Raw genomic sequence first — 18,325 nt, 5'->3', positions numbered from 1 at the left:
CCGATGAACCCGTTGTGCGGCAACGGTCCCGACGCCCGGATCGCCGTGCGCGACGCGTTCGGTCTCGACTCGGACCTGGTGGTCCCGGGCTTTGCCGAACCCGACGAGCACGTTCCCGAGATCGATCCGGCCTACCGGTTCAACCCGGACGTGACGCTCGCGTTGCTGGCCGGGTTCGCGCACAACCGGCGCGTGCTCGTGCAGGGACTGCACGGCACCGGCAAGTCCACGCACGTCGAACAGGTCGCCGCGCGGCTGAACTGGCCGTGCCTGCGGGTGAACCTCGACGGGCACCTCAGCAGGCTCGACCTCGTCGGCAAGGACGCGGTGGTGCTGCGCGACGGCAAGCAGGTCACCGAATTCCGCGAGGGCATCCTTCCGTGGTCGCTGCGGCGGCCGACCGCGCTGATCCTCGACGAGTACGACGCGGGACGGCCGGACGTCATGTTCGTCATCCAGCGGCTGCTCGAACGGGACGGAAAATTCACGCTGATCGACAGCAACACCGTGCTGCGGCCGCATCCGGGGTTCCGGGTGTTCGCCACCGCCAACACCGTCGGGCTGGGCAATCTCAACGGGCTCTACCACGGCGTCCAGCGGCTCAACCACGCGCAGATCGACCGGTGGAACATCGTCGCGGCGCTGGATTACCTGGCTCCGGAGGAGGAAGCCGCGATCGTGCGGGCGCGCGTGCCGCGGCTGTCCGGGCAGTTCGCCGAGGCGATGGTGGCGGTGGCCGGGCTGACCCGCGAGGGGTTCCGGGCTGGCGACCTGTCCGCGCTGATGTCCCCGCGCACGGTCATCACGTGGGCGGAGAACTGCGAGATCTTCGGCGATCCGGCGCTCGCCTTCCGGTTGACGTTCCTCAACAAATGCGACGAGGCCGAGCGCCCGGTCGTCGCGGAGTACTTCCAGCGCTGCTTCGACCTGGAGCTGGCCGCGGCGTGAGCACGCCGGAGACCCGGCATCGCCGGCAGGTCGAGGAGCTGTCCGCGGCGGCGATCCGGGCGGTCAGCGGGTCGGCGGACGCGCATTTCCGGGGCGGGCGCCTGCATCGCGGCACCCGTCCGGTGCCGATGCCCGCACCGCATTTGCGCGCCGAAGACGAGGATGTGCTGTCCTTTCGCGGCGCGGCGGACGGGATGGCGCTGCACCTGAGCCGGTCGGATCGCGAGCTGCACCAGCGGTTGCGGCCGGACGGCGGGGTCGAGCGGCTGCTGTTCGAGCTGCTGGAGCAGTTCCGGGTCGAGTCGCTGGTTCCGGCTGGATTGCCTGGCGTGACGGCGAATCTGCGGCGGCGGCACGAACGCTGGTCGCTTTCCGCGCACCACAATGGACTGACCGAGACCGCGCGCGGCGTGCTGATCTACACCGTCGCGCAGGTCGCGCGGGCGCGGATCACCGGCGAGCCGGTCGTGGAGGAAACCGAGGACCTGATCGAGGCCACCCGGGCGGCGATCGCGCCGATGCTCGGAGCGCACTTGGCCGGGCTTCGGCGGAATCGGGCCGATCAGGCGGCGTTCGCCGAGCATGCGCGGGCGCTGGCGGAGGCGGTCGCCGGACTGCTGGAGCCGGAGAAGTCCGAAGACTCCGAGGACGAAGAAGACACTGCGGCGTATGCGTTGCTGCTGGATTTCGACGACGAAACCGGCAGCGAGGAAGGCGGTACCGCAGGTCTCGGCGACCACAAAGGACCGGTGGCGGCCGGGTCGTATCGGGTGTTCACCACTGCGTACGACCGCGAGGACCGGGCGGGACCGTTGGTGCGTCCGGAATTGCTGCGGGAGTTGCGCGAACGGCTGGACGCGCGGGTGTCGAAGCAGGGCGTGAACGTGGCTCGGCTCGCGCGGGAACTCACTGCGGTACTCGCCGAGCCGGAACGGTCCGGTTGGGACGGTGCGCAGGAGGAAGGCCAGATCGACGGCCGGGCCCTCGCGCGGCTGATCGCGACGCCTGCGGACCATCGGGTGTTCCGGGTCGAGCGCACCGAGCCGGTCGCCGACGTGCTGGTCACCTTCCTGATCGACTGCTCGGGTTCGATGAAGGCGCACCGGGAAACCGTTGCGGTGCTGGTGGATCTCTTCGCTCGCGCGCTCGATCTCGCCGGGGCCAGGTGCGAAATCCTCGGCTTCACCACCGGTGCCTGGCACGGCGGGCGGGCGCGGCGGGACTGGCTGCGTGCCGGACGGCCGAAGCAGCCGGGGCGGCTCAATGAGCGTCGGCACCTGGTGTTCAAGGACGCGGCGACACCGTGGCGGCGCGCTCGGCGGGATGTCGCGGCGTTGCTCAAGGCTGATCTGTTCCGCGAAGGCATCGACGGCGAGGCGTTGGCTTGGGCGGCGGAGCGGGCGCGGGCCTGCGAGGCTCGGCGGCGGCTGGTTTTCGTGCTGTCGGACGGGAGCCCGATGGACGGGGCGACCGCGTTGGCGAATGAGGAGCGATACCTCGACCGCCATTTGGTGCAGGTGGCCGATGGGGTGGAGCGGGGCGGCACGGAGGTGTACGGCATCGGGGTCGGGCTGGATCTCAGTGCGTATTACCGGCGCAGCGTGGCTTTGGACGCCGCGGAAGGCACGGGGTTCCGTGCCTTCCGCGAGATCCTTGGCCTGATCGCCCGCCGCTAGGCCGCTGGCTGCGCGACCGGCGCCGCTCCAGCGGGTTCGCTGCGCTCCAAGGCGATCGGAGACCGCTTCGGGCCGGGCGCGAGCAGGCTCCAGCCGAATACGATCACCAGGTTGACGCCCATCGACACCAGGCCGGTGTTGAGGCCGCCCAGCTTCACGCCGGTGACGTACAGGACGACGGCGGTCACCACTCCGACCACCATCCCGGTCGCGATCGCGGCCGTGCGGACCCGCCGCGCGAAGAGGATCGCCAGCCAGCCCGGGACCACCTGGGCCAGCAGGTTGTAGGTCAGGTTCAGCACGGTGAGCATGAGCGTCGAGGCGGTCAGCGTGAGCACCGCGGCGAGCACCAGGAACACCGCCACCGCCACGACCGTCCAGCGCCGTTGTGCCGCGGGCCGGACGTTCGGGGCCAGATTGCGGCTGACCATGCCGCCGATCGCCAGCGCGGTCGCGGACAGCACCAGCACGCCGGACAGCGCGGCGCCGGCGGCCACGAGGCCCAGAACCGGTTCCGGGAGAAGACCTTTCGCGGTCACCATGAAGACCGTGTTCGGGTTTTTCAGCCCGGGGTGCTGCTTCAGCCCGTAGTAGGCGGCGAAGACGAGGAACGGGTAGATCAGCATGTACAGCGGCATCCACACCGTCGAACTCTTCACCGCCCGCTCCGAACGCGCCGGGAACACGTACGCGCCGCCGAAGCCGAGGTAGAAGACCACGCTCTGGAACAGGATCGTGGTCATCGCGAACCACAGGTCCTGGCCGCCCATCGTGGTCTGCGCCCGGGCCAGCGCCTCCGGCCCGGTCACGCCGGACGTCCCTCCGGCGACCAGCACCGCGGCGAGGCCGACGAGCACCACGCCGAGCAGCATGAAGACGTCTTTGAGGATCGACACGAACGCGGGGGAGCGGATGCCGGACACCGCGATGTAGGCGAACGCGATGATCCCGGCCAGCAGCACGCACTGCACGGGCGTCAGCTTCAGGCCGAGGTTGCTCAGCACCACTTGCAGGCCGATGAACTGGTACTGGCCCCACGGAACGAGCGCGATCAGCATCGTGACGCAGGTGATCAGCTCCAGCGTCCGGCTGCCGTAGTGGCGGCCGAAGACGTCCGGGACGGTCATCGCGTCGTGCTTGCGCGCGGCGCGCCAGACCAGCGGGGCGAGGAAGTAGCCCAGCGAATAGGCGAGCAGGATGTAGCCGAGGAACCAGATTCCGTAGCTCGCGCCGTGGGCGTAGATCCCGCTCGGGAAGCCGATCATCGTGCCGATGCTGTACACCTCGCCGACCGCCAGGAAGTACAGCAGCCAGGGCGGGAACGAGCGGCCGCCGACCAGGAACTCGGAAATCCCGCCGCCGCGCGACGAACGGCCCGCCCACAGCGCCAGCAGGATCGACAGTCCCATCACGACCGCGACGATGAGAATCAGCATTGCTGGTCCTCCTTCTTGGCGGGCGTGTCCGCCGGGTAGTGCTTGCGGTCGAAGAACCGCCAGCTGACCCACAGGCACAGGGTGGTCAGCGGGAAGCAGAGGAACATCCAGAAGAACACCAGCGGGAACCCGGCCACCGTCGCGGGCGAGCCCGCCACCAGCGGGATGCCGCCGAGGATGGCGACCGCGGGGATGCCGAGCCCGATGCACAGGCTCGGCCAACTCCGGATCATCGGACACCTCCCGTCTCGGCCGGATCGCGTTGCCAGACCAGCTGTCCGCCGATCACCGTGGCGTCGACGGTCAGGTCGCGAATGCGGCTCGGGTCCACTGTGGTCGGATCCTCGGACAGCACGATCAGGTCCGCGAGCTTGCCGACTTCGAGGCTGCCCTTGATTTCTTCCTCACCGGCGAGGTAGGCCGCGTCGATGGTGTAGCCGCGCAAGGCGGCTTCCACGTCGATCGCCTGCTCCGGCCCGAGGAGCTGGCCGCTGCTGGTTTGCCGGGCGACGGCGCACCAGATGCCTTCCAGCGGCGGCACCGGCGTGACCGGGGTGTCGGAGTGGAGTCCGAAGCGGATTCCGCGGGAGCGGGCCGACGCGAGCGGGCTGATCCGGCGCGCGCGTTCCGGGCCGAGGAAAACGTCCCGGTGCCGGTCGCCCCAGTAGTAGACGTGCTTGATGAAGAACGACGCGGCGATGCCGTTTTCGGCCATCCGGTCGAGCTGGTCCTCGCGGGCGGTCTGGCAGTGTTCGATCCGGTGCCGGCGGCCGGTGCCTTCGGGCGCGCCGAGGCGGGCGTAGCCGTCGATGATGGCGTCGATCGCCGCGTCGCCGTTGCCGTGCACGGCGACCTGCCAGCCCGCGGCGTCGAGCGCGGCGATGCGGCGGGACAGGTCGTCCGGTTCGAGCAGCATCATGCCGTGCTCGCCGGGGTCGCAGGTGTAGCCCTCGGCCAGGCATCCGGTGCGGCCCTGGATCGAGCCGTCCGCGACGATCTTGATGCCGTTCATGGTGAAACCGTGCGGATCGGCCGGATCGGGCGGTTCGGGCGTGCCCTCGGCGAGGCCGGGCAGGAGGGTGTGGAAGAGGTAGCCGTGGACGCGGGTGCGCAGCTTTCCGGCGCGGGTGAGCATCCGGTACGCGGCGAGTTCCTGCTCGCCGCCGATCAGGCCGATTCCGGTGTCGTGCACGGAAGTGACGCCGTTGCGCAGGTACTCGGCGTCGGCGAGGCGGAGGGCGTGGGCCAGTTCGTCGGGGCCTTGAGCGGGCATCGCGGAGTTGACCAGGAACGCGGCGGTCTCGATGAGCAGGCCGGTCGGTTCGCCGCGTTCGTCGCGGGCGATGGCGCCGCCGGGCGGGTCCGGCGTGGCCGCGGTGATGCCGACGGCTCGCAGCGCGGCGGAATTCGCCACGGAGAAGTGGCCGGTCACGTGGGTGAGCAGGACCGGGTTGCGCGGCGCCGCCGGGTCCAGGTCGTGCCGGGTGGGGTGCCGGTTGTCGGCGAGAAGCGTGTCGTCGTAGCGGAAACCCTTGATCCATTCGCCCGGGCCGAAGTCGCGGGCCGCCTGCCGGACGCGGTCGGCGATGTCGCTGATCCGGTCGTTGGGCGGGCTGCCCGCGTCGACCGGGGCGGCCAGCGCCATCCCGAAGAACGACGGATGGTTGTGCGACTCCACGAAACCCGGGACGACCGTGCGCCCGGCCAGGTCGAGCACTGTCGTCCCGGGACCGGCGAGGGCGGCGATCGCGCGGTCGTCGCCGATTTCGGTGATCCGGCCGTCGCGGGCGGCGAGCGCGGACGCCCGCGTGCCGCCTCGGTCCAGGGTCAGCACCGTGCCCCCGAGCACCACCAGGTCGGGGGCCGGACGAGCGGATGCGGCGGGTTCGCCCACGATGGGACCTCCTTGTCCACGTGTCCTGCCCCCAAGACAGTGCCGGGGGAGCCGGTCCGCGAACAGGTCCAGAAAGCGACGCGCGCGTGGGTCCAGCGCGGTGCCGGTCAGCTGTCCAGCAGTTCCCGGCAGAGGTCGCCGAGCAGCCGGATCCCCGGGTCGATCGCGGACGGCGGGGTGGCGGAGAAGCCGATGCGGAAGTGGTTGCGCGGCGGGTCGTCGCCGAGGAAGAAGATGTCGCCGGGTTCGACGAGGATGCCCAGTTCCTCCGCGCGCTCGACGAGCACCCGGCAGTCCAGTTCGGACGGTCCGGTCATCCACAGGCTGACGCCGCCGGGCGGGTACGGGCTTTGCGCCCACGGCAGGTATTCGGCGACCGCGGCGGTGGTGGCGGTCCACTTGCGCATCAGTTTCGTGCGGTAGCGGCGCAGTGAGCGGTGGTACTCGCCGCTTTCGATCAGCAGCGCCAGCGCCCGTTGCAGCTGGCCGGGCGGGTGGCGCAGGACGTAGCGGCGGGCCTCGCGCAGCGCGCGGACCAGCTCGCGTGGCCCGACCAGGTAGCCGAGGCGCAGGCCGGGGGAGAGGAATTTGGAAAACGTGCCGAGGTAGACGGCGTCGCCGGTGTTGTCGAGCGCCTTCAACGCCGGGGTGGGGCTGCCCTGGTAGCGGAATTCGCTGTCGTAGTCGTCCTCGACCACCACGGTGCCGGACGCCGCGGCCTGGGCCAGGAGCTGGCGGCGGCGGCCGATGCTGAGAGTCGCGTTGGTCGGGTGCTGGTGGCTCGGGGTGAGGTAGAGGAGGTCGATCCCGTCGAGCGATTCGGGCGGCTGCAGGCCGCGGGAGTCGACGTCGATGCCGGTCACCCGGGCGCCGGTGCGGAGGAAGATGTGCCGGGCGTCGAGGTAGCCGGGGTTTTCGATGGCCACGACCTGGTCCGGGCCGAGCAGCACGCGGCCGAGCAGGTCGAGCCCCTGCTGCGAGCCGACGGTGATCAGGACTTCTTCCGGGTCCGCCTCGATGCCGCGGGTGGTCAGCAGCTGCCGGCAGACCATCTCGACCAGCATCGGATCGTCCGAGCCGACGCTGTCCTGCAGGCTGTGGAAGACGTGCGGCCGGTAGAGCGCGTCGCGCAGGCAGCGCGTCCACGACCGGGCCGGGAACGCGGTGATGTCGACCTGCCCGGCGAGGAACGGGTACGGGTAGCTCGCCCAGTCGGTGCGCTTTTCGATGTGGGCGACGCCGGCGTCCGGGAACCGGCGCACCCGGCCCGCCCAGTCGATCCGCGATTCGGTGTCCCGGGCTTCCACCGCGCAGTGCGGGCGCATCTCGCCGTTGACGAACAGCCCGCTGCGCTCGCGGCTTTCGACGTAGCCCTCGGCGACCAGCTCCTGGTAGGCGAGGTTGATCGTGTTCCGGGAAACGCCGAGTTCGACGGCCAGTTCCCGCGAGCTGGGCAGCCGGCGGGCCGGGTCGAACGTGCCGATGGCGATCCCGTGCTCGATCGCCCGCCGGACCTGGCGGTACAGCGGTTCGTCCGACGAGCGGTCGATCTCGATCAACGTGCGGGGCAACTGCGCTCTCCCAAGTGGCCGGCGTGCAGCGGGGTGGGCTGAAACGTAACTCGCGGCGGTCGGTTTTCCCACCCCGCGCCACGCCGGTGCGGCTCAGGCCAGCGCGTCGGCGACGTCGGTGCAGGACAGGCCGTGCGCCCTGGCGACCGGCTCGTAGGTCAGCGTCCCGGCCACCGTGTTCACGCCGCCGCGGAGTTCGGGCGTGTCCTGTACCGCGGTGCGGAGGCCCTTGTTCGCGATCTCCAGCGCGTAGGGGAGCGTGACGTTGGTGAGCGCGTGCGTGGAGGTGTGCGGGACCGCGCCCGGCATGTTCGCCACGCAGTAGAACACCGATTCGTGCACCCGGAAGGTCGGCTCGGCGTGGGTCGTCGGGCGCGAGTCCTCGAAGCAGCCGCCCTGGTCGATCGAGATGTCCACCAGCACGCTGCCCGGCTTCATCCGCGAGACCGTCTCGTTCGACACCAGGCTCGGCGCCTTCGCGCCCGGGACGAGCACCGCGCCGATCACCAGGTCGGCCTCCAGTACGGCCTGCTCGATGGCGTACGAGTTGGCCGCGGCGGTCCGGATGCGGCCTTGGTACATCCGGTCGGCGGCGCGCAGCTTGTCCACGTTCTTGTCGAACAGCACGACGTCGCCCCAGGTCCCGGCCGCGACGGCGACCGCGTTCATCCCGGCGACGCCCGCGCCCAGCACGACCACGCGGGCCGGCGGCACGCCCGAGACGCCGCCGATCAGCACTCCGCGCCCGCCGTTGACCCGCATCAGGGTCTGCGCGCCGACCTGCGGGGCCAGCCGTCCGGCCACCTCGCTCATCGGGAACAGCAGCGGAAGGGAGCCGTTGGGCAGCTGGACCGTTTCGTAGGCCACCGAGGTGGTGCCCGCGTCGAGCAGGGCCTTCGTGCACGGCTCGCTCGCGGCGAGGTGCAGGTAGGTGAACAGGAGCTGGTCGGACCGCAGCCGGTGGTACTCCTCGGCGATCGGCTCCTTGACCTTCAGCACCATCTCCGCGGCGCCCCACACGTCGTCCGCGCGGTCGAGCAGCTTCGCGCCGGCGGCCGTGTAGTCCTCGTCGCGGATGGACGAGCCCTCGCCCGCGCCGCGTTCCACGAAGACCTCGTGGCCGGCCGAGGTGAACTCGTGCACTCCGGCCGGCGTCGCCGCCACCCGGTATTCGTGGTTCTTGACCTCGCGAGGCACACCGATCTTCATCGCCTGCTCCCATCTGCCGTGTCTGGTGCGACCGAGCGTGCGGGAGGACTGGCCACCGCGAAAGTGCCAGAAACCGCTCGGTCGACAGGTCCAGCTCTCCGCCGTTCTGGACCTGTCAACGGGCGCTGTTCTGGCTCTGTCCCTGGGGGCCAGCGGTCGGGATCCTGCTCGGGGAGCACTGCCGTCCGCGAGGGAGTTTGCGAGATGACCATGGCCCCTCTGGCCGAGACCTGGCGGGAACGCGTCGGCGACGCCCGCCCGCGCGTCGCCCTCGCCGACGGCGCCGACCCGCGCGCTGTCACCGCGGCCGCGCATCTGGTCGAGCGGGGCGAGGTCTCGCCAGTGCTCATCGGGCCCGCGGAGGAGATCGCTGCGGCCGCGGCGGAGCTTGGTTTTTCGGTGCCGCCTCTGCTGGACACTGCCGCGTTGGCTGCGGACGACGCTGTCCTCGCGCGGTTGGGTATGGCGTTTCCGGACCGGGTGGACACGGTTCGCACCGATCCGGTCGCCCTCTCTGCCGCGCTTCTCGCGCTGGGCCGGGTGGACGCGTGCCTGGCGGGGGCGACGCGGCCGACGTCCGATGTGTTGCGGGCCGGCTTGCGGATCGTCGGTCTTGCTCCCGGGGTGCGGACGCTGAGCAGCTGCTTCCTGATGTTGTTGCAGGACGGCCGATCGCTCACTTTCGCCGACTGCGCGGTGGTTCCCGAGCCGGACGCGGACGCGCTGGCCGACATCGCGGTCGGCGCGGCGGCCACGCACCGCGCGCTGACCGGAACCGAGCCGGTGGTGGCGATGCTCTCCTTCAGCACGCAAGGCAGTGCCAAGCATTCCGCGGTGGACAAGGTCCGGCAGGCGACTTCGCTGGTGCGGGAACGGCTGCCTGGCGTGGATGTCGACGGGGAATTGCAATTCGACGCCGCGGTGGTGGATGCGGTCGGGGTGGCGAAGGCGCCGCGGTCGACTGTCGCCGGGCGGGCGAACGTGCTGGTGTTCCCCAATCTCGATGCCGGGAACATCGCTTACAAGATCGCGGAACGGCTGGGCGGGGCGACCGCGCTCGGGCCGATCCTGCAGGGCGTGGCGGCCCCGCTGCACGACCTGTCGCGCGGCTGCAGCGCGGCGGACATCGAGACGATGGCCCTGATCAGCGCGGTGCACGCGGTGACCGGGCGGGAAGTGGAGGGGGTCCGGTGACGCGAGCGGTGGAACTGGTCGTGCTGGACATGGCGGGCACGACGGTCCGGGACGACGGCGCGGTCGAGGCGGCTTTCTCGGCGGCGCTGGAGGCGGTCGGGGTGCCTGCGGACTCGCCGGAGCGCGAGGACGTGGACGCCTACGTTCGCGACACGATGGGGCAGTCGAAGATCGAGGTTTTCCGGGCGCTTTTTCCCGCGGACGGGGTGGCGGAGAAGGCTAATCGGGTTTTCGAGACGGCTTTTGCTTCGCAGGCCATCGAGGTTGCTGCTCCTCTTCCCGGGGCGGAGGAGGCGATCGACAAATTGCGGGCGCAGGGGCGTCGGGTGTGTTTGAGCACGGGTTTCTCGGCCCGGACGCGGGACGCGTTGCTGAAGCGGCTGGGGTGGACGGATCTGGCGGATCTGGTGGTGTGCCCGGCTGATGCGGGCGGGCGGGGACGTCCATTCCCGGACATGGTGCTGACCGCGGTGCTGCGATTGGGAATCACGGACGTGCGCGCGGTCGCGGTCGCGGGGGACACCGGATTCGACATGCTGACCGGCCGCCGGGCGGGCGCGTCAGTGGCGGCGGGGGTGCTGACTGGGGCGCATGACGAGGCGACGTTGCGGGCTCATGGGGCTACGCATGTGCTGGGGTCGGTGGCGGAGTTGCCGGCGGTTCTTGAGCACTAACGCGGCGTCGGCGGTCAGGCGGGCGGAGCCACCGCAGCAGCGATCAACGCCCCCGCCGCGACTTCGATCCTCTCCTCGTCCCCCGTCACCATCCGGTCCAGGCACAGCCCTCGCAGGCCGGAGATCAGCAAGCTCGCCCGCGCGGCCGCCTCGGGCTCCGGGTGGCCCAGCTTCCGGTACACCGGCACCAGCGGCTCCACCATCGCGGTGATCGCTTCCCGGGCAACTCCCAGGTACCGCTCCGGCTGTGTCGGGGCCAGTGCCAGCACCTGGAACAGGATGTTGATCGGCCGTCGCTGGCGGCCGCGGGTGATCGCGTGCCACAGGGCGTGCGCGGCGGCGGCCAGGGAGTCCTCGTCGTGCACGGAGCGGAAGAGTTCGGTGATATCCGGGCGGCTCGCGGCGATCGCTTCGGTGATCAGGTTTTCCCGGCTGCCGAAGTAGTACAGCAGCATGCGCTTGCTCGTCCCCAGCGCTTCGCCCATCGGGGCCAGCGACAGGTCCGCGATGCCGTGCGTCGCCAGGTACTCCACGGCTTGCTGCAGCAGTTCGGCGCGGCGGCCGGTGCGGGAATCCACCGCTTGACTGTACCGATCGGTACGCCGTACCGTCCAACCGTGTACCGATCGGTACACGGGCGAGGAGGGGCCATGGCGCTTTCGGTGGCGGTCGTCGGCGGCGGGATCGGCGGGCTGACGCTCGCGCTCGCCTTGCGGGAGCGCGGGATCGGGGCGGAGGTGTACGAGCGGTCCGCCGAACTGCGGGAAATCGGGGCGGCGGTCGCGTTGTCCGCCAACGGGTCCCGGGTGCTGGCGCGGCTCGGGTTGCGCGACGCGCTGTCCGCGTGTTCGGCGGTGCCCACCGAGCTGGTCTACCGGCATTGGCGGGGCGGACACCGGGTGGTCGCGTATCCGATCGGCGACGCCTACGAAAAGCGGTTCGCCGGGCCCTATTTCGGGGTGCACCGGGCGGATCTGCAGCGGATTCTCGCGGACGCGTGCGGGAACGTCCATCTTGGCCGGCGGGTGACCGGGGTGGTCGCGGACGGGGCGCGGTACCGGCTCGAGTTCGCCGACGGCGCAAGCGAAATCGCGGACGTGGTGGTGGGCGCGGACGGGGTGCATTCGACGGTTCGCGCGTGGGTGGACGACACGCCGCTCGCCCGGTATTCGGGTTCGAGCGGGTTTCGCGGGCTGGTGCCGGTCGACCAGCTGCCGTCGTTGCCGGACGCCGGGGCGATCCAGTTCTGGATGGGGCCGGGCGGGCATCTGCTGCATTACCCGATCGGCGACGGGTCGGTGGTGAATTTCCTTGCGGTGCTGGACGCCGGAGACTTGGCCGGGGGAGTCGTGGACCGAGGACATTCCCCGCGAGTGCATCGACGCGGCTTTCGCGGGCTGGCATCCGGCGGTGCGCGAGATGGTCGGCGCGACGACGCTCCATCAGCGGTGGGGGTTGTTCGGCCAGCATCCGCTCAACCGCTGGCATCGCGGCGGGGTGGTGCTCCTCGGCGACGCCGCGCACGCGATGCTGCCGCACCACGGGCAGGGCGCGAACCAGACCATCGAGGACGCGGTGACGCTCGCCGAGTGCCTCGCGCGGGATTCCCGCGAGGCGGCGCTTGCCCGCTACGAGAAGCTGCGGCGGCCGCGGACCCGGGCGGTGCAACGGAGTTCGTGGGTGGCGAACGCGCTGTTGCATGTGCCGGACGGTCCGGCGGCGGACGCCCGGGATGCCGCGCTGGGACGGATCGGGGAGACGCTGGAGTGGATCCACGCGCATGACGCTGTGTCTATGGCGTCGGCTTCGCCGCCGCGCGCGGAGTCGCTGTGAGGTCGGCGTCTGGAGGGCGACGCGACCGCCTGGGGGGCGATCACGTCGCCCTCCAGACGCCGACGCGACTCCGCGGGTGGGGTCAGGGTTTCGCGGCGAGGGTGGTGAATTCGGCCGTGGTCAGCACGTCCGCGGTGGACTGGGCGAGCACGACCAGCGTGGCCGCATGGACCTCGGCGGCGGACATCGCGCCGTGGCCCAGGTCGGGGTGGTCGTAGGTGGCGCACGCGTCGGACAGCACCCCGGTGCGGAAGTCGCGGAACATCGCGTCGCGGACGGTGGCGTGCACGCAGTCCTCAGTGGTCACCCCGGCGGCGATCAGCGTGTCCACGCCGCGGCCGCGGAGTTGCATTTCGAAGTCGGTGCCGTAGAAGGCGCTGTAGCGGTGCTTGGCGATGAGCGGTTCGTCCGGGCGTCGATCCACTTCGGAGTACAAAGCGGCGCCGGGCGTGCCTTCGATGAGCGCGGCACCGGCGGCGATCGGCGGGTACAGGTCGGCGAACCGGCCCATGTCGGAGCCGTCGGGGCGGTGGACGTGCGCGGTGAAGAACACCGGGATGCCCGCGGCGCGGCAGAACCGGACGGTGTCGTTGACTACGGGGATCATGGCGCGTCCGGCCGGGGATTCCAGCGGGGCGCCGGGAGCCAGGAAGTCGTGCTGCAGGTCGATGACGACCAGCGCGGTGCGGGCCGGGTCGACTGTGGACAAACGGTAGCCCATGGAACGCTCCCTCCGAGCGGAGGTCCATGAGATATCACGGCTTTGCGCCGGTCGTCAAGAAAGCGACAGAGCGCCTCAGGCGTCCTCGATCTGCGCGGCGACGGTGTGCAGGGACTCGATCAGCGCCTGGGTGGCCGGGTTGAGCCGGCGTCCGGCGGCGAGGGTCAGGCCGACGCTGTGCCCGATGTTCTCCAGCGGCGTCGGCAGGGTGACCAGCCGGGGGTCGTCCATCCCGAGCAGCCCGGGCAGCGCGGCGACCATGGCGGTTTCGGTGAGCAGCTGCCGGACGGTGAGGAACGACGTCGCCTCGACGCGGTTGGCCGGCAGGTCGAGGCCGTGCTGGGCGAACAGGCTCTCCAGTTCCTGGCGCAGCGTCGTTTCGGTGCCGGGCACGATCCACGGGAACTCGGCGAGGTCCTCCAGCGACACGCTCTCCCGCGCGGCGAGCGGATGGTGCGCGCCGGCGACGACGCGGATCGACTCCTGGTACAGCGCGTGCCGCCGGGTGCCTTCCGTGCCGGGCCCGCTCAGCCTGCCGACGATCACGTCCACCCGGCCCGCGGTCAGCTCCACGAGCAGCGACTCCGGCGTTCCTTCCCGGACGACGACGGTGACCAGCGGATGATCTTCCTTCAGATGTGCGATCGCCCGCGGCAGCAACAGGTTCGAGCCCGCGAGGTGGATGCCCGCGACGACGCGGCCGCGCGTCGCGTCGGCGATTTCCACGACGTGCCGTGCGGCGTGGGTGAGCTGGGCGAGCACCGCGCGGGCGTGCTCGGTGAACGCGGTCCCGAACTCGGTCGGGGTGATCCCGCGCGGCCCGCGTTCGTAGAGCGGCACGCCGAGGATGGCTTCGAGATCGTGCAGGCCGCGCGTGACGACCGGCTGCGTGACGTGCAGGGCGGCCGCCGCGCCGACGACGCTGCCCTGCTCGGTGAGGGTGTCCACCAGCACGAGGTGCCTGAGCTTGAGCCTGCCGTCGAGCAGGCGGGGCATCTCCATTGCGGCGACATTACTGTCCGAATCGGATTCCGGCGTCACGAGAGGGCGAGCCGGACCAGCGCCTGGCTGAGCGCCGAAGCGGGGTCGGCCAGGTCGAGGAAGACGTCGTAGTGGTTCCGGCCGGGCACGAGCGACCAGGACGACGTCGGCCAGTGCGCGTGGAAAGCCTTGCTCTGCCGATGAAATCCGGCGGCTTCGTGTTCGGCGACCGCCACGTGCAGGGGCGCGGTTCCCGGCGGCAGCGAGATCGGGCTGAGGGCTTCCGCGCGCGTGAGGTCGAGGGTCAGCCAGGCGTTGGCGAACGACCCGACCAGCGGGCGGAGGTCGAAGAGGCCGCTGATCGTCATCGCGCCTTTGACGACGTCCTCGGGCAGTCCGGCGGCGCGCTGCCATCCGGCGACGGCGGTCATGGCCGCCAAATGCCCGCCGGCGGAGCTGCCGACGACGTGGATGCGCTCCGGGTCTAGGCCGTGCTCGGCGCCGTGGTGGTGCACCCACGCGACCGCGGCGCGGACCTGGCGCACGATCTCCTCGAGCGGTGCTGCCGGAGCGAGGGTGTAGTCGGGCACGACGGTGGCGATTCCGGCGTCGGCCAGCACTCTGGCCATGAACGCGGTGTCGTGCCGCGAGAGCATCCGCCAGTAGCCGCCGTGGACGGCGAGGACGACCGGGCGCAGGTGTCCGGGGGAGGTGCCCCAGACGTCCAGCCGTTCGTCGCTGAGCGGGTCGAAGGCCAGGTCCGCGGTGCCGTCGAGACCGGTGGTGGCGGCTTCGGAGGCGGAGCGGTAACGGGCCATCACGGCGTCGAACTCGGCCTTGGTGACCGTGGCCTGCGCGCTGTAGTCCCGGTCGACGTTCGGATGGTTCACGGCATCCATCCTTCGCCGCCGTCGCCATGCCTGGCCAATGCTCATTTCGGCGATGGCCATGCCGGGACAGGCATGGCCGGGATTATGCCCGGACAGGCATGGATACGGCGGTAAAGAGCATTGGCCAGGCATTCCTGGCGTCCTTACGGTCAGTTTCATGGCTGCGGAACTCCACAACGTCGTCGGCGGGACCCGGGTCGCCGGGCGGCGCACTTTCGAGAAGACCGACCCGGTCGACGGGTCGCTCGTCGCGCACGTCCACGAGGCCGGGCCGGACGTGGTCGACGCCGCGGTCGCGGCCGCGCGCGCCGCGCTGCACGGACCGTGGGGACGCGCCTCGGTGGCTGAGCGCGCGGCCTTGCTGCGCCGGATCGCCGAGCGGATCGAGGAGCGGTTCGAGGATTTCGTCGCCGCCGAGGTCCGCGACACCGGCAAGCCGGCGCACTTGGCGCGCGACCTGGACGTCGCGCGGGCAGCGACGAACTTCCGGTCCTTCGCGGACACGGTCGCGGCGGCCGGTCTCGATTCCTTCCTGACGGATCTGCCCCACGGCCGGAAGGCGCTGAACTACGCGGTGCCCAAGCCGCTCGGCGTGGTCGCGGTGATCGTGCCGTGGAACCTGCCGTTGCTGCTGCTGACCTGGAAGGTCGCGCCCGCGCTCGCGTGCGGCAACGCGGTGGTGGTCAAACCGTCCGAGGAAACGCCGTCGACCGCGACCTTGCTCGCCGAGGTGATCGCGGAGGCAGGTGCGCCGAGCGGGGTGTATAACGTCGTGCACGGCTTCGGGTCGGACTCCGCCGGGGAGTACCTCACCACGCACCGCGGCATCGACGGCGTCACGTTCACCGGCGAATCCCGGACCGGTTCGGCGATCATGCGCGCGGTCGCTCCGTCGGTCCGGCCGGTTTCCTTCGAGCTGGGCGGGAAAAACGCGGCGGTGGTGTTCGCGGACTGCGACCTCGAGAAGACCCTCGACGGACTCGCCCGCTCGGTTTTCCTGAACACCGGCCAGGTATGTCTGTGCACGGAGCGGGTCTACGTGCAGCGGCCCGTTTTCGACGCGGTCGCGAACGGGCTTGCCGAGCGGGCGAAAGCGTTGCGGCTGGGACGGCCGGACGATCCGGATACCACGACGGGGCCGTTGATATCCCAGCAGCACCGGAAGAAAGTACAGTCCTATCTGGACTTGGCGGTGGCCGAGGGAGCGACGGTGCTGACGGGTGGTTCGGTTCCGGAACTCGGGCCGGACCTCGCGGGCGGTTCGTGGATCGAGCCGACGCTGTGGACCGGAGTGGACAATTCCGCGCGGGTCGTGCGCGAGGAGGTCTTCGGGCCGGTCGCGGCGCTGATCCCGTTCGACGCCGAGGACGAAGCCGTCCGGCTGGCGAACGACACCGACTACGGGCTCGCCGCCGCCGTGTGGACGACCGATTTGGAGCGCGGCCACCGCGTCGCGCAGCAGATGCGGGTCGGGATGGCCTGGGTCAACACCTGGTATCTCAGAGATCTCCGCTCGCCGTTCGGCGGGGTCGGGCTTTCCGGCATCGGCCGGGAGGGCGGCCTGCACTCGATGCACTTCTACACCCAGCCGACGAATGTGTGCGTGCAGCTGTGACGACCGTCGAGGAACGAGCCGGACTGCTCGATCGGGCGACCGCCGCCGGGCAGGCGATCCCGCAGCTCACCAGCGCCGAACCGATGAGCCTGGAGACCGCGTACGCGGTGCAGCACGCCGGAATCGCGTTGCGCGAAGGGCGCGGGGAGCGGCTGGCCGGGGTCAAACTGGGTTTCACGAGCAAGGCGAAGGCCGAGCAGATGGGCGTCTCCGACGTGATCATCGGCTCGCTGACCGACCGCATGCGGATCGAGGACGGCGGGACGTTCGACGTCGGCCGCGGCGTCCATCCCCGGGTCGAACCCGAGGTCGCGTTCCGGCTCGGCCCGGACGCAGAACTGGTCGCCGTCGCTCCCGCGCTGGAGATCATCGACAGCCGGTACCGCGACTTCACGTTCAGCCTGGCCGACGTCGTCGCCGACAACACCTCGGCGTCGGCGTTCGTCCTCGGGCCGTGGGCACCGATCGGTCAGGTGGCCGCGCTGGCCGTTGATTTGCTCTTCGACGGCGAGATCGTGGCGACCGGTTCGACCACCGACATCCTCGGCGACCCGCTGCGCGCCCTTCCCGCCGCGCAGCGGATGGCTGCCGCCTATGGGCATCGCCTGCTGGACGGGTCGGTGCTCCTGGCCGGTGCGGCGACCGCGGCCGTGGCACTGAAGCCCGGCACGCACGTGGAGGCCCGGGTCGCCGGCCTGGGTTCGGTTTCCGTTCGCACCAAGGAGGGATGAGCGTGGCGCAAGCCCATGTCGTCGCCGGGAAGGCGACGCCGCGCGGGCGGTTCCCGCACGTCAAGGTCGTCGGGGACCTGGTGTTCGTCTCCGGCACCAGCAGCAGGCGGCCGGACAACACGTTCGCCGGCGCGGAAGCCGACGAGTTCGGTGTGACCACTTTGGACATCCGGGCGCAGACGCGCGCGGTGATCGAGAACATCCGCGACATCCTGGCCGCGGCCGGGGCGGGGCTCGAGGACCTCGCGCAGCTGACCGTGTTCCTGGTCAACATGAACGATTTCGGCGGCTACAACGAGGTCTACGGCGAGTTCTTCGACGAGAACGGCCCGGCCCGCACGACCGTCGCGGTGCACCAGCTGCCGCATCCGCATCTGCTCATCGAGATCCAGGCGATCGCCCGGATCCCCGGCAAGGAGGAAGAACGATGACCGCCATCCCGCCCGTGTTCGACTTCGCGAAGTGGATCGCCGACCACGAGGACGAGCTGAGGCCGCCGGTCGGCAACAAGCAGATGTGGGCCCCGATGGGCGATTTCATCGTGCAGGTCGTCGGCGGGCCGAACCAGCGCACCGACTACCACCTCGACCCGTACGAGGAATGGTTCTACCAGTACAAGGGCGACATGCACGTCAACCTGATGACCGAGGACGGCCCGCGGCGGGTCGACATCCGCGAGGGCGAGATGTGGATGCTGCCGCGGAACGTGCACCATTCGCCGCAGCGCCCGCAGGAGGGCTCGATCGGGATCGTCATCGAGCGCATCCGCGAGGAGGGGACGCTGGAGAAGTTCGTGTGGTTCTGCCTGGAGTGCGACGCGAAGGTGCACGAGGTGGAACTGCAGGTGCGGGACATCGTCGACGACCTGCCGCCGGTGTTCGAGCAGTTCTACTCGTCCGAGGAAGCCCGGACCTGCGGCAAGTGCGGCGCGCTGCACCCCGGGAAGGGCTGA

The 18,325-nt window shown here is 70.7% G+C and carries 18 protein-coding genes and 1 pseudogene; 10 read left to right on the top strand and 9 right to left on the bottom strand.

The window, feature by feature from the left end; all coding sequences use genetic code 11:
• Nucleotides 1-3: 3 nt before the first annotated feature.
• Both F9C11_RS29625 and F9C11_RS29620 read left to right on the top strand, forming a co-directional pair.
• Nucleotides 4-948: an AAA family ATPase gene (locus F9C11_RS29625; RefSeq protein ID WP_409180639.1), complete on the top strand. Its 945-nt coding sequence runs from the start codon at nt 4-6 to the stop codon at nt 946-948.
• A complete protein-coding gene (locus F9C11_RS29620) occupies nt 945-2,624 on the top strand; it encodes a cobaltochelatase CobT-related protein (RefSeq protein WP_409180638.1) in 1,680 nt (559 codons plus the stop codon). The genes F9C11_RS29625 and F9C11_RS29620 overlap by 4 nt, the downstream gene beginning before the upstream one ends.
• Here F9C11_RS29620 and F9C11_RS29615 read toward each other — a convergent pair.
• The 5 genes from F9C11_RS29615 to ald all read right to left on the bottom strand — a co-directional run bounded on the left by F9C11_RS29615 (nt 2,621) and on the right by ald (nt 8,734).
• Nucleotides 2,621-4,060, bottom strand: coding sequence for a sodium:solute symporter (locus F9C11_RS29615; RefSeq protein WP_409180637.1), 1,440 nt, complete (start codon nt 4,058-4,060; stop codon nt 2,621-2,623). The two genes, F9C11_RS29620 and F9C11_RS29615, sit on opposite strands and share 4 nt — an antisense overlap.
• Nucleotides 4,054-4,293 carry a DUF3311 domain-containing protein gene (locus tag F9C11_RS29610; RefSeq protein ID WP_409180636.1) on the bottom strand — a complete coding sequence of 80 codons (240 nt, stop codon included), beginning with the start codon at nt 4,291-4,293 and terminating at the stop codon, nt 4,054-4,056. The genes F9C11_RS29615 and F9C11_RS29610 overlap by 7 nt, the downstream gene beginning before the upstream one ends.
• Nucleotides 4,290-5,954, bottom strand: a complete 1,665-nt coding sequence (locus F9C11_RS29605; RefSeq protein WP_409180635.1) for an amidohydrolase — start codon at nt 5,952-5,954, stop codon at nt 4,290-4,292. Before F9C11_RS29605 ends, F9C11_RS29610 begins: the two co-directional genes overlap by 4 nt.
• Before the next feature lie 107 nt (nt 5,955-6,061).
• Complete coding sequence (locus F9C11_RS29600; protein WP_409180634.1) at nt 6,062-7,525, bottom strand: PLP-dependent aminotransferase family protein; 1,464 nt, start codon at nt 7,523-7,525, stop codon at nt 6,062-6,064.
• A 93-nt stretch (nt 7,526-7,618) separates the two neighbouring features.
• Nucleotides 7,619-8,734, bottom strand: coding sequence for an alanine dehydrogenase (ald, locus tag F9C11_RS29595; protein ID WP_409180633.1), 1,116 nt, complete (start codon nt 8,732-8,734; stop codon nt 7,619-7,621).
• A gap of 204 nt (nt 8,735-8,938) precedes the next feature.
• Here ald and F9C11_RS29590 point away from each other — a divergent pair, with 204 nt between their 5' ends.
• Together F9C11_RS29590 and F9C11_RS29585 are read left to right on the top strand one after the other, a co-directional pair.
• Nucleotides 8,939-9,928, top strand: a complete 990-nt coding sequence (locus tag F9C11_RS29590) for a phosphotransacetylase (RefSeq protein WP_409180632.1) — start codon at nt 8,939-8,941, stop codon at nt 9,926-9,928.
• Nucleotides 9,925-10,602, top strand: coding sequence for a phosphonatase-like hydrolase (locus F9C11_RS29585; protein WP_409180631.1), 678 nt, complete (start codon nt 9,925-9,927; stop codon nt 10,600-10,602). The genes F9C11_RS29590 and F9C11_RS29585 overlap by 4 nt, the downstream gene beginning before the upstream one ends.
• A 14-nt stretch (nt 10,603-10,616) precedes the next feature.
• Here the strand turns inward: F9C11_RS29585 and F9C11_RS29580 are convergent, their stop codons facing one another.
• Nucleotides 10,617-11,180 carry a TetR/AcrR family transcriptional regulator gene (locus F9C11_RS29580; RefSeq protein ID WP_409180630.1) on the bottom strand — a complete coding sequence of 188 codons (564 nt, stop codon included), beginning with the start codon at nt 11,178-11,180 and terminating at the stop codon, nt 10,617-10,619.
• A 72-nt stretch (nt 11,181-11,252) separates the two neighbouring features.
• On the opposite strand from F9C11_RS29580, the pseudogene F9C11_RS29575 reads away from it, so the two are divergent.
• Both F9C11_RS29575 and F9C11_RS29570 read left to right on the top strand, forming a co-directional pair.
• Nucleotides 11,253-11,690, top strand: a pseudogene (locus tag F9C11_RS29575) (FAD-dependent oxidoreductase); the annotation flags it as partial.
• A gap of 223 nt (nt 11,691-11,913) precedes the next feature.
• Nucleotides 11,914-12,435 carry an FAD-dependent oxidoreductase gene (locus F9C11_RS29570; protein ID WP_409180629.1) on the top strand — a complete coding sequence of 174 codons (522 nt, stop codon included), beginning with the start codon at nt 11,914-11,916 and terminating at the stop codon, nt 12,433-12,435.
• Between the two features lie 82 nt (nt 12,436-12,517).
• Here the strand turns inward: F9C11_RS29570 and F9C11_RS29565 are convergent, their stop codons facing one another.
• The 3 genes from F9C11_RS29565 to F9C11_RS29555 form a co-directional block, all read right to left on the bottom strand.
• Nucleotides 12,518-13,156, bottom strand: a complete 639-nt coding sequence (locus F9C11_RS29565) for a cysteine hydrolase family protein (RefSeq protein ID WP_409180628.1) — start codon at nt 13,154-13,156, stop codon at nt 12,518-12,520.
• 75 nt (nt 13,157-13,231) lie between these two features.
• On the bottom strand, nt 13,232-14,158 hold the full coding sequence (locus F9C11_RS29560) for a LysR substrate-binding domain-containing protein (protein ID WP_409180627.1): 927 nt from the start codon (nt 14,156-14,158) through the stop codon (nt 13,232-13,234).
• A gap of 35 nt (nt 14,159-14,193) precedes the next feature.
• Complete coding sequence (locus F9C11_RS29555; protein WP_409180626.1) at nt 14,194-15,027, bottom strand: alpha/beta hydrolase; 834 nt, start codon at nt 15,025-15,027, stop codon at nt 14,194-14,196.
• A gap of 157 nt (nt 15,028-15,184) precedes the next feature.
• Between F9C11_RS29555 and F9C11_RS29550 the strand changes: the two genes are divergently transcribed.
• Genes F9C11_RS29550 through F9C11_RS29535 form a run of 4 tightly spaced genes read left to right on the top strand, consistent with a single transcriptional unit; the run spans nt 15,185 to nt 18,325 of the window.
• Nucleotides 15,185-16,642, top strand: coding sequence for a 2-hydroxymuconic semialdehyde dehydrogenase (locus F9C11_RS29550; protein ID WP_409180625.1), 1,458 nt, complete (start codon nt 15,185-15,187; stop codon nt 16,640-16,642).
• Nucleotides 16,639-17,373, top strand: coding sequence for a 2-keto-4-pentenoate hydratase (locus F9C11_RS29545; RefSeq protein ID WP_409180624.1), 735 nt, complete (start codon nt 16,639-16,641; stop codon nt 17,371-17,373). Before F9C11_RS29550 ends, F9C11_RS29545 begins: the two co-directional genes overlap by 4 nt.
• Nucleotides 17,374-17,375: 2 nt before the next feature.
• Nucleotides 17,376-17,804 carry a RidA family protein gene (locus F9C11_RS29540; RefSeq protein ID WP_409180623.1) on the top strand — a complete coding sequence of 143 codons (429 nt, stop codon included), beginning with the start codon at nt 17,376-17,378 and terminating at the stop codon, nt 17,802-17,804.
• Entirely contained in the window at nt 17,801-18,325 is a 525-nt protein-coding gene (locus tag F9C11_RS29535) for a 3-hydroxyanthranilate 3,4-dioxygenase (protein WP_409180622.1), read from the top strand. Before F9C11_RS29540 ends, F9C11_RS29535 begins: the two co-directional genes overlap by 4 nt.

The organism is Amycolatopsis sp. VS8301801F10, assembly GCF_046195355.1.
In the GTDB taxonomy this organism is placed as follows: domain Bacteria; phylum Actinomycetota; class Actinomycetes; order Mycobacteriales; family Pseudonocardiaceae; genus Amycolatopsis.
The sequence above is the reverse complement of the archived record's forward strand: the minus strand, read 5'-3'. Positions and strand labels throughout refer to the sequence as shown.

Coding starts and splice junctions, on each gene's coding strand:
- ald (WP_409180633.1), bottom strand. CDS start 8,734: ATGAAGATCGGTGTGCCTCGCGAGGTCAAGAACCACGAATACCGGGTG.
- F9C11_RS29550 (WP_409180625.1), top strand. CDS start 15,185: ATGGCTGCGGAACTCCACAACGTCGTCGGCGGGACCCGGGTCGCCGGG.
- F9C11_RS29535 (WP_409180622.1), top strand. CDS start 17,801: ATGACCGCCATCCCGCCCGTGTTCGACTTCGCGAAGTGGATCGCCGAC.
- F9C11_RS29565 (WP_409180628.1), bottom strand. CDS start 13,156: ATGGGCTACCGTTTGTCCACAGTCGACCCGGCCCGCACCGCGCTGGTC.
- F9C11_RS29615 (WP_409180637.1), bottom strand. CDS start 4,060: ATGCTGATTCTCATCGTCGCGGTCGTGATGGGACTGTCGATCCTGCTG.
- F9C11_RS29610 (WP_409180636.1), bottom strand. CDS start 4,293: ATGATCCGGAGTTGGCCGAGCCTGTGCATCGGGCTCGGCATCCCCGCG.
- F9C11_RS29560 (WP_409180627.1), bottom strand. CDS start 14,158: ATGGAGATGCCCCGCCTGCTCGACGGCAGGCTCAAGCTCAGGCACCTC.
- F9C11_RS29625 (WP_409180639.1), top strand. CDS start 4: ATGAACCCGTTGTGCGGCAACGGTCCCGACGCCCGGATCGCCGTGCGC.
- F9C11_RS29590 (WP_409180632.1), top strand. CDS start 8,939: ATGACCATGGCCCCTCTGGCCGAGACCTGGCGGGAACGCGTCGGCGAC.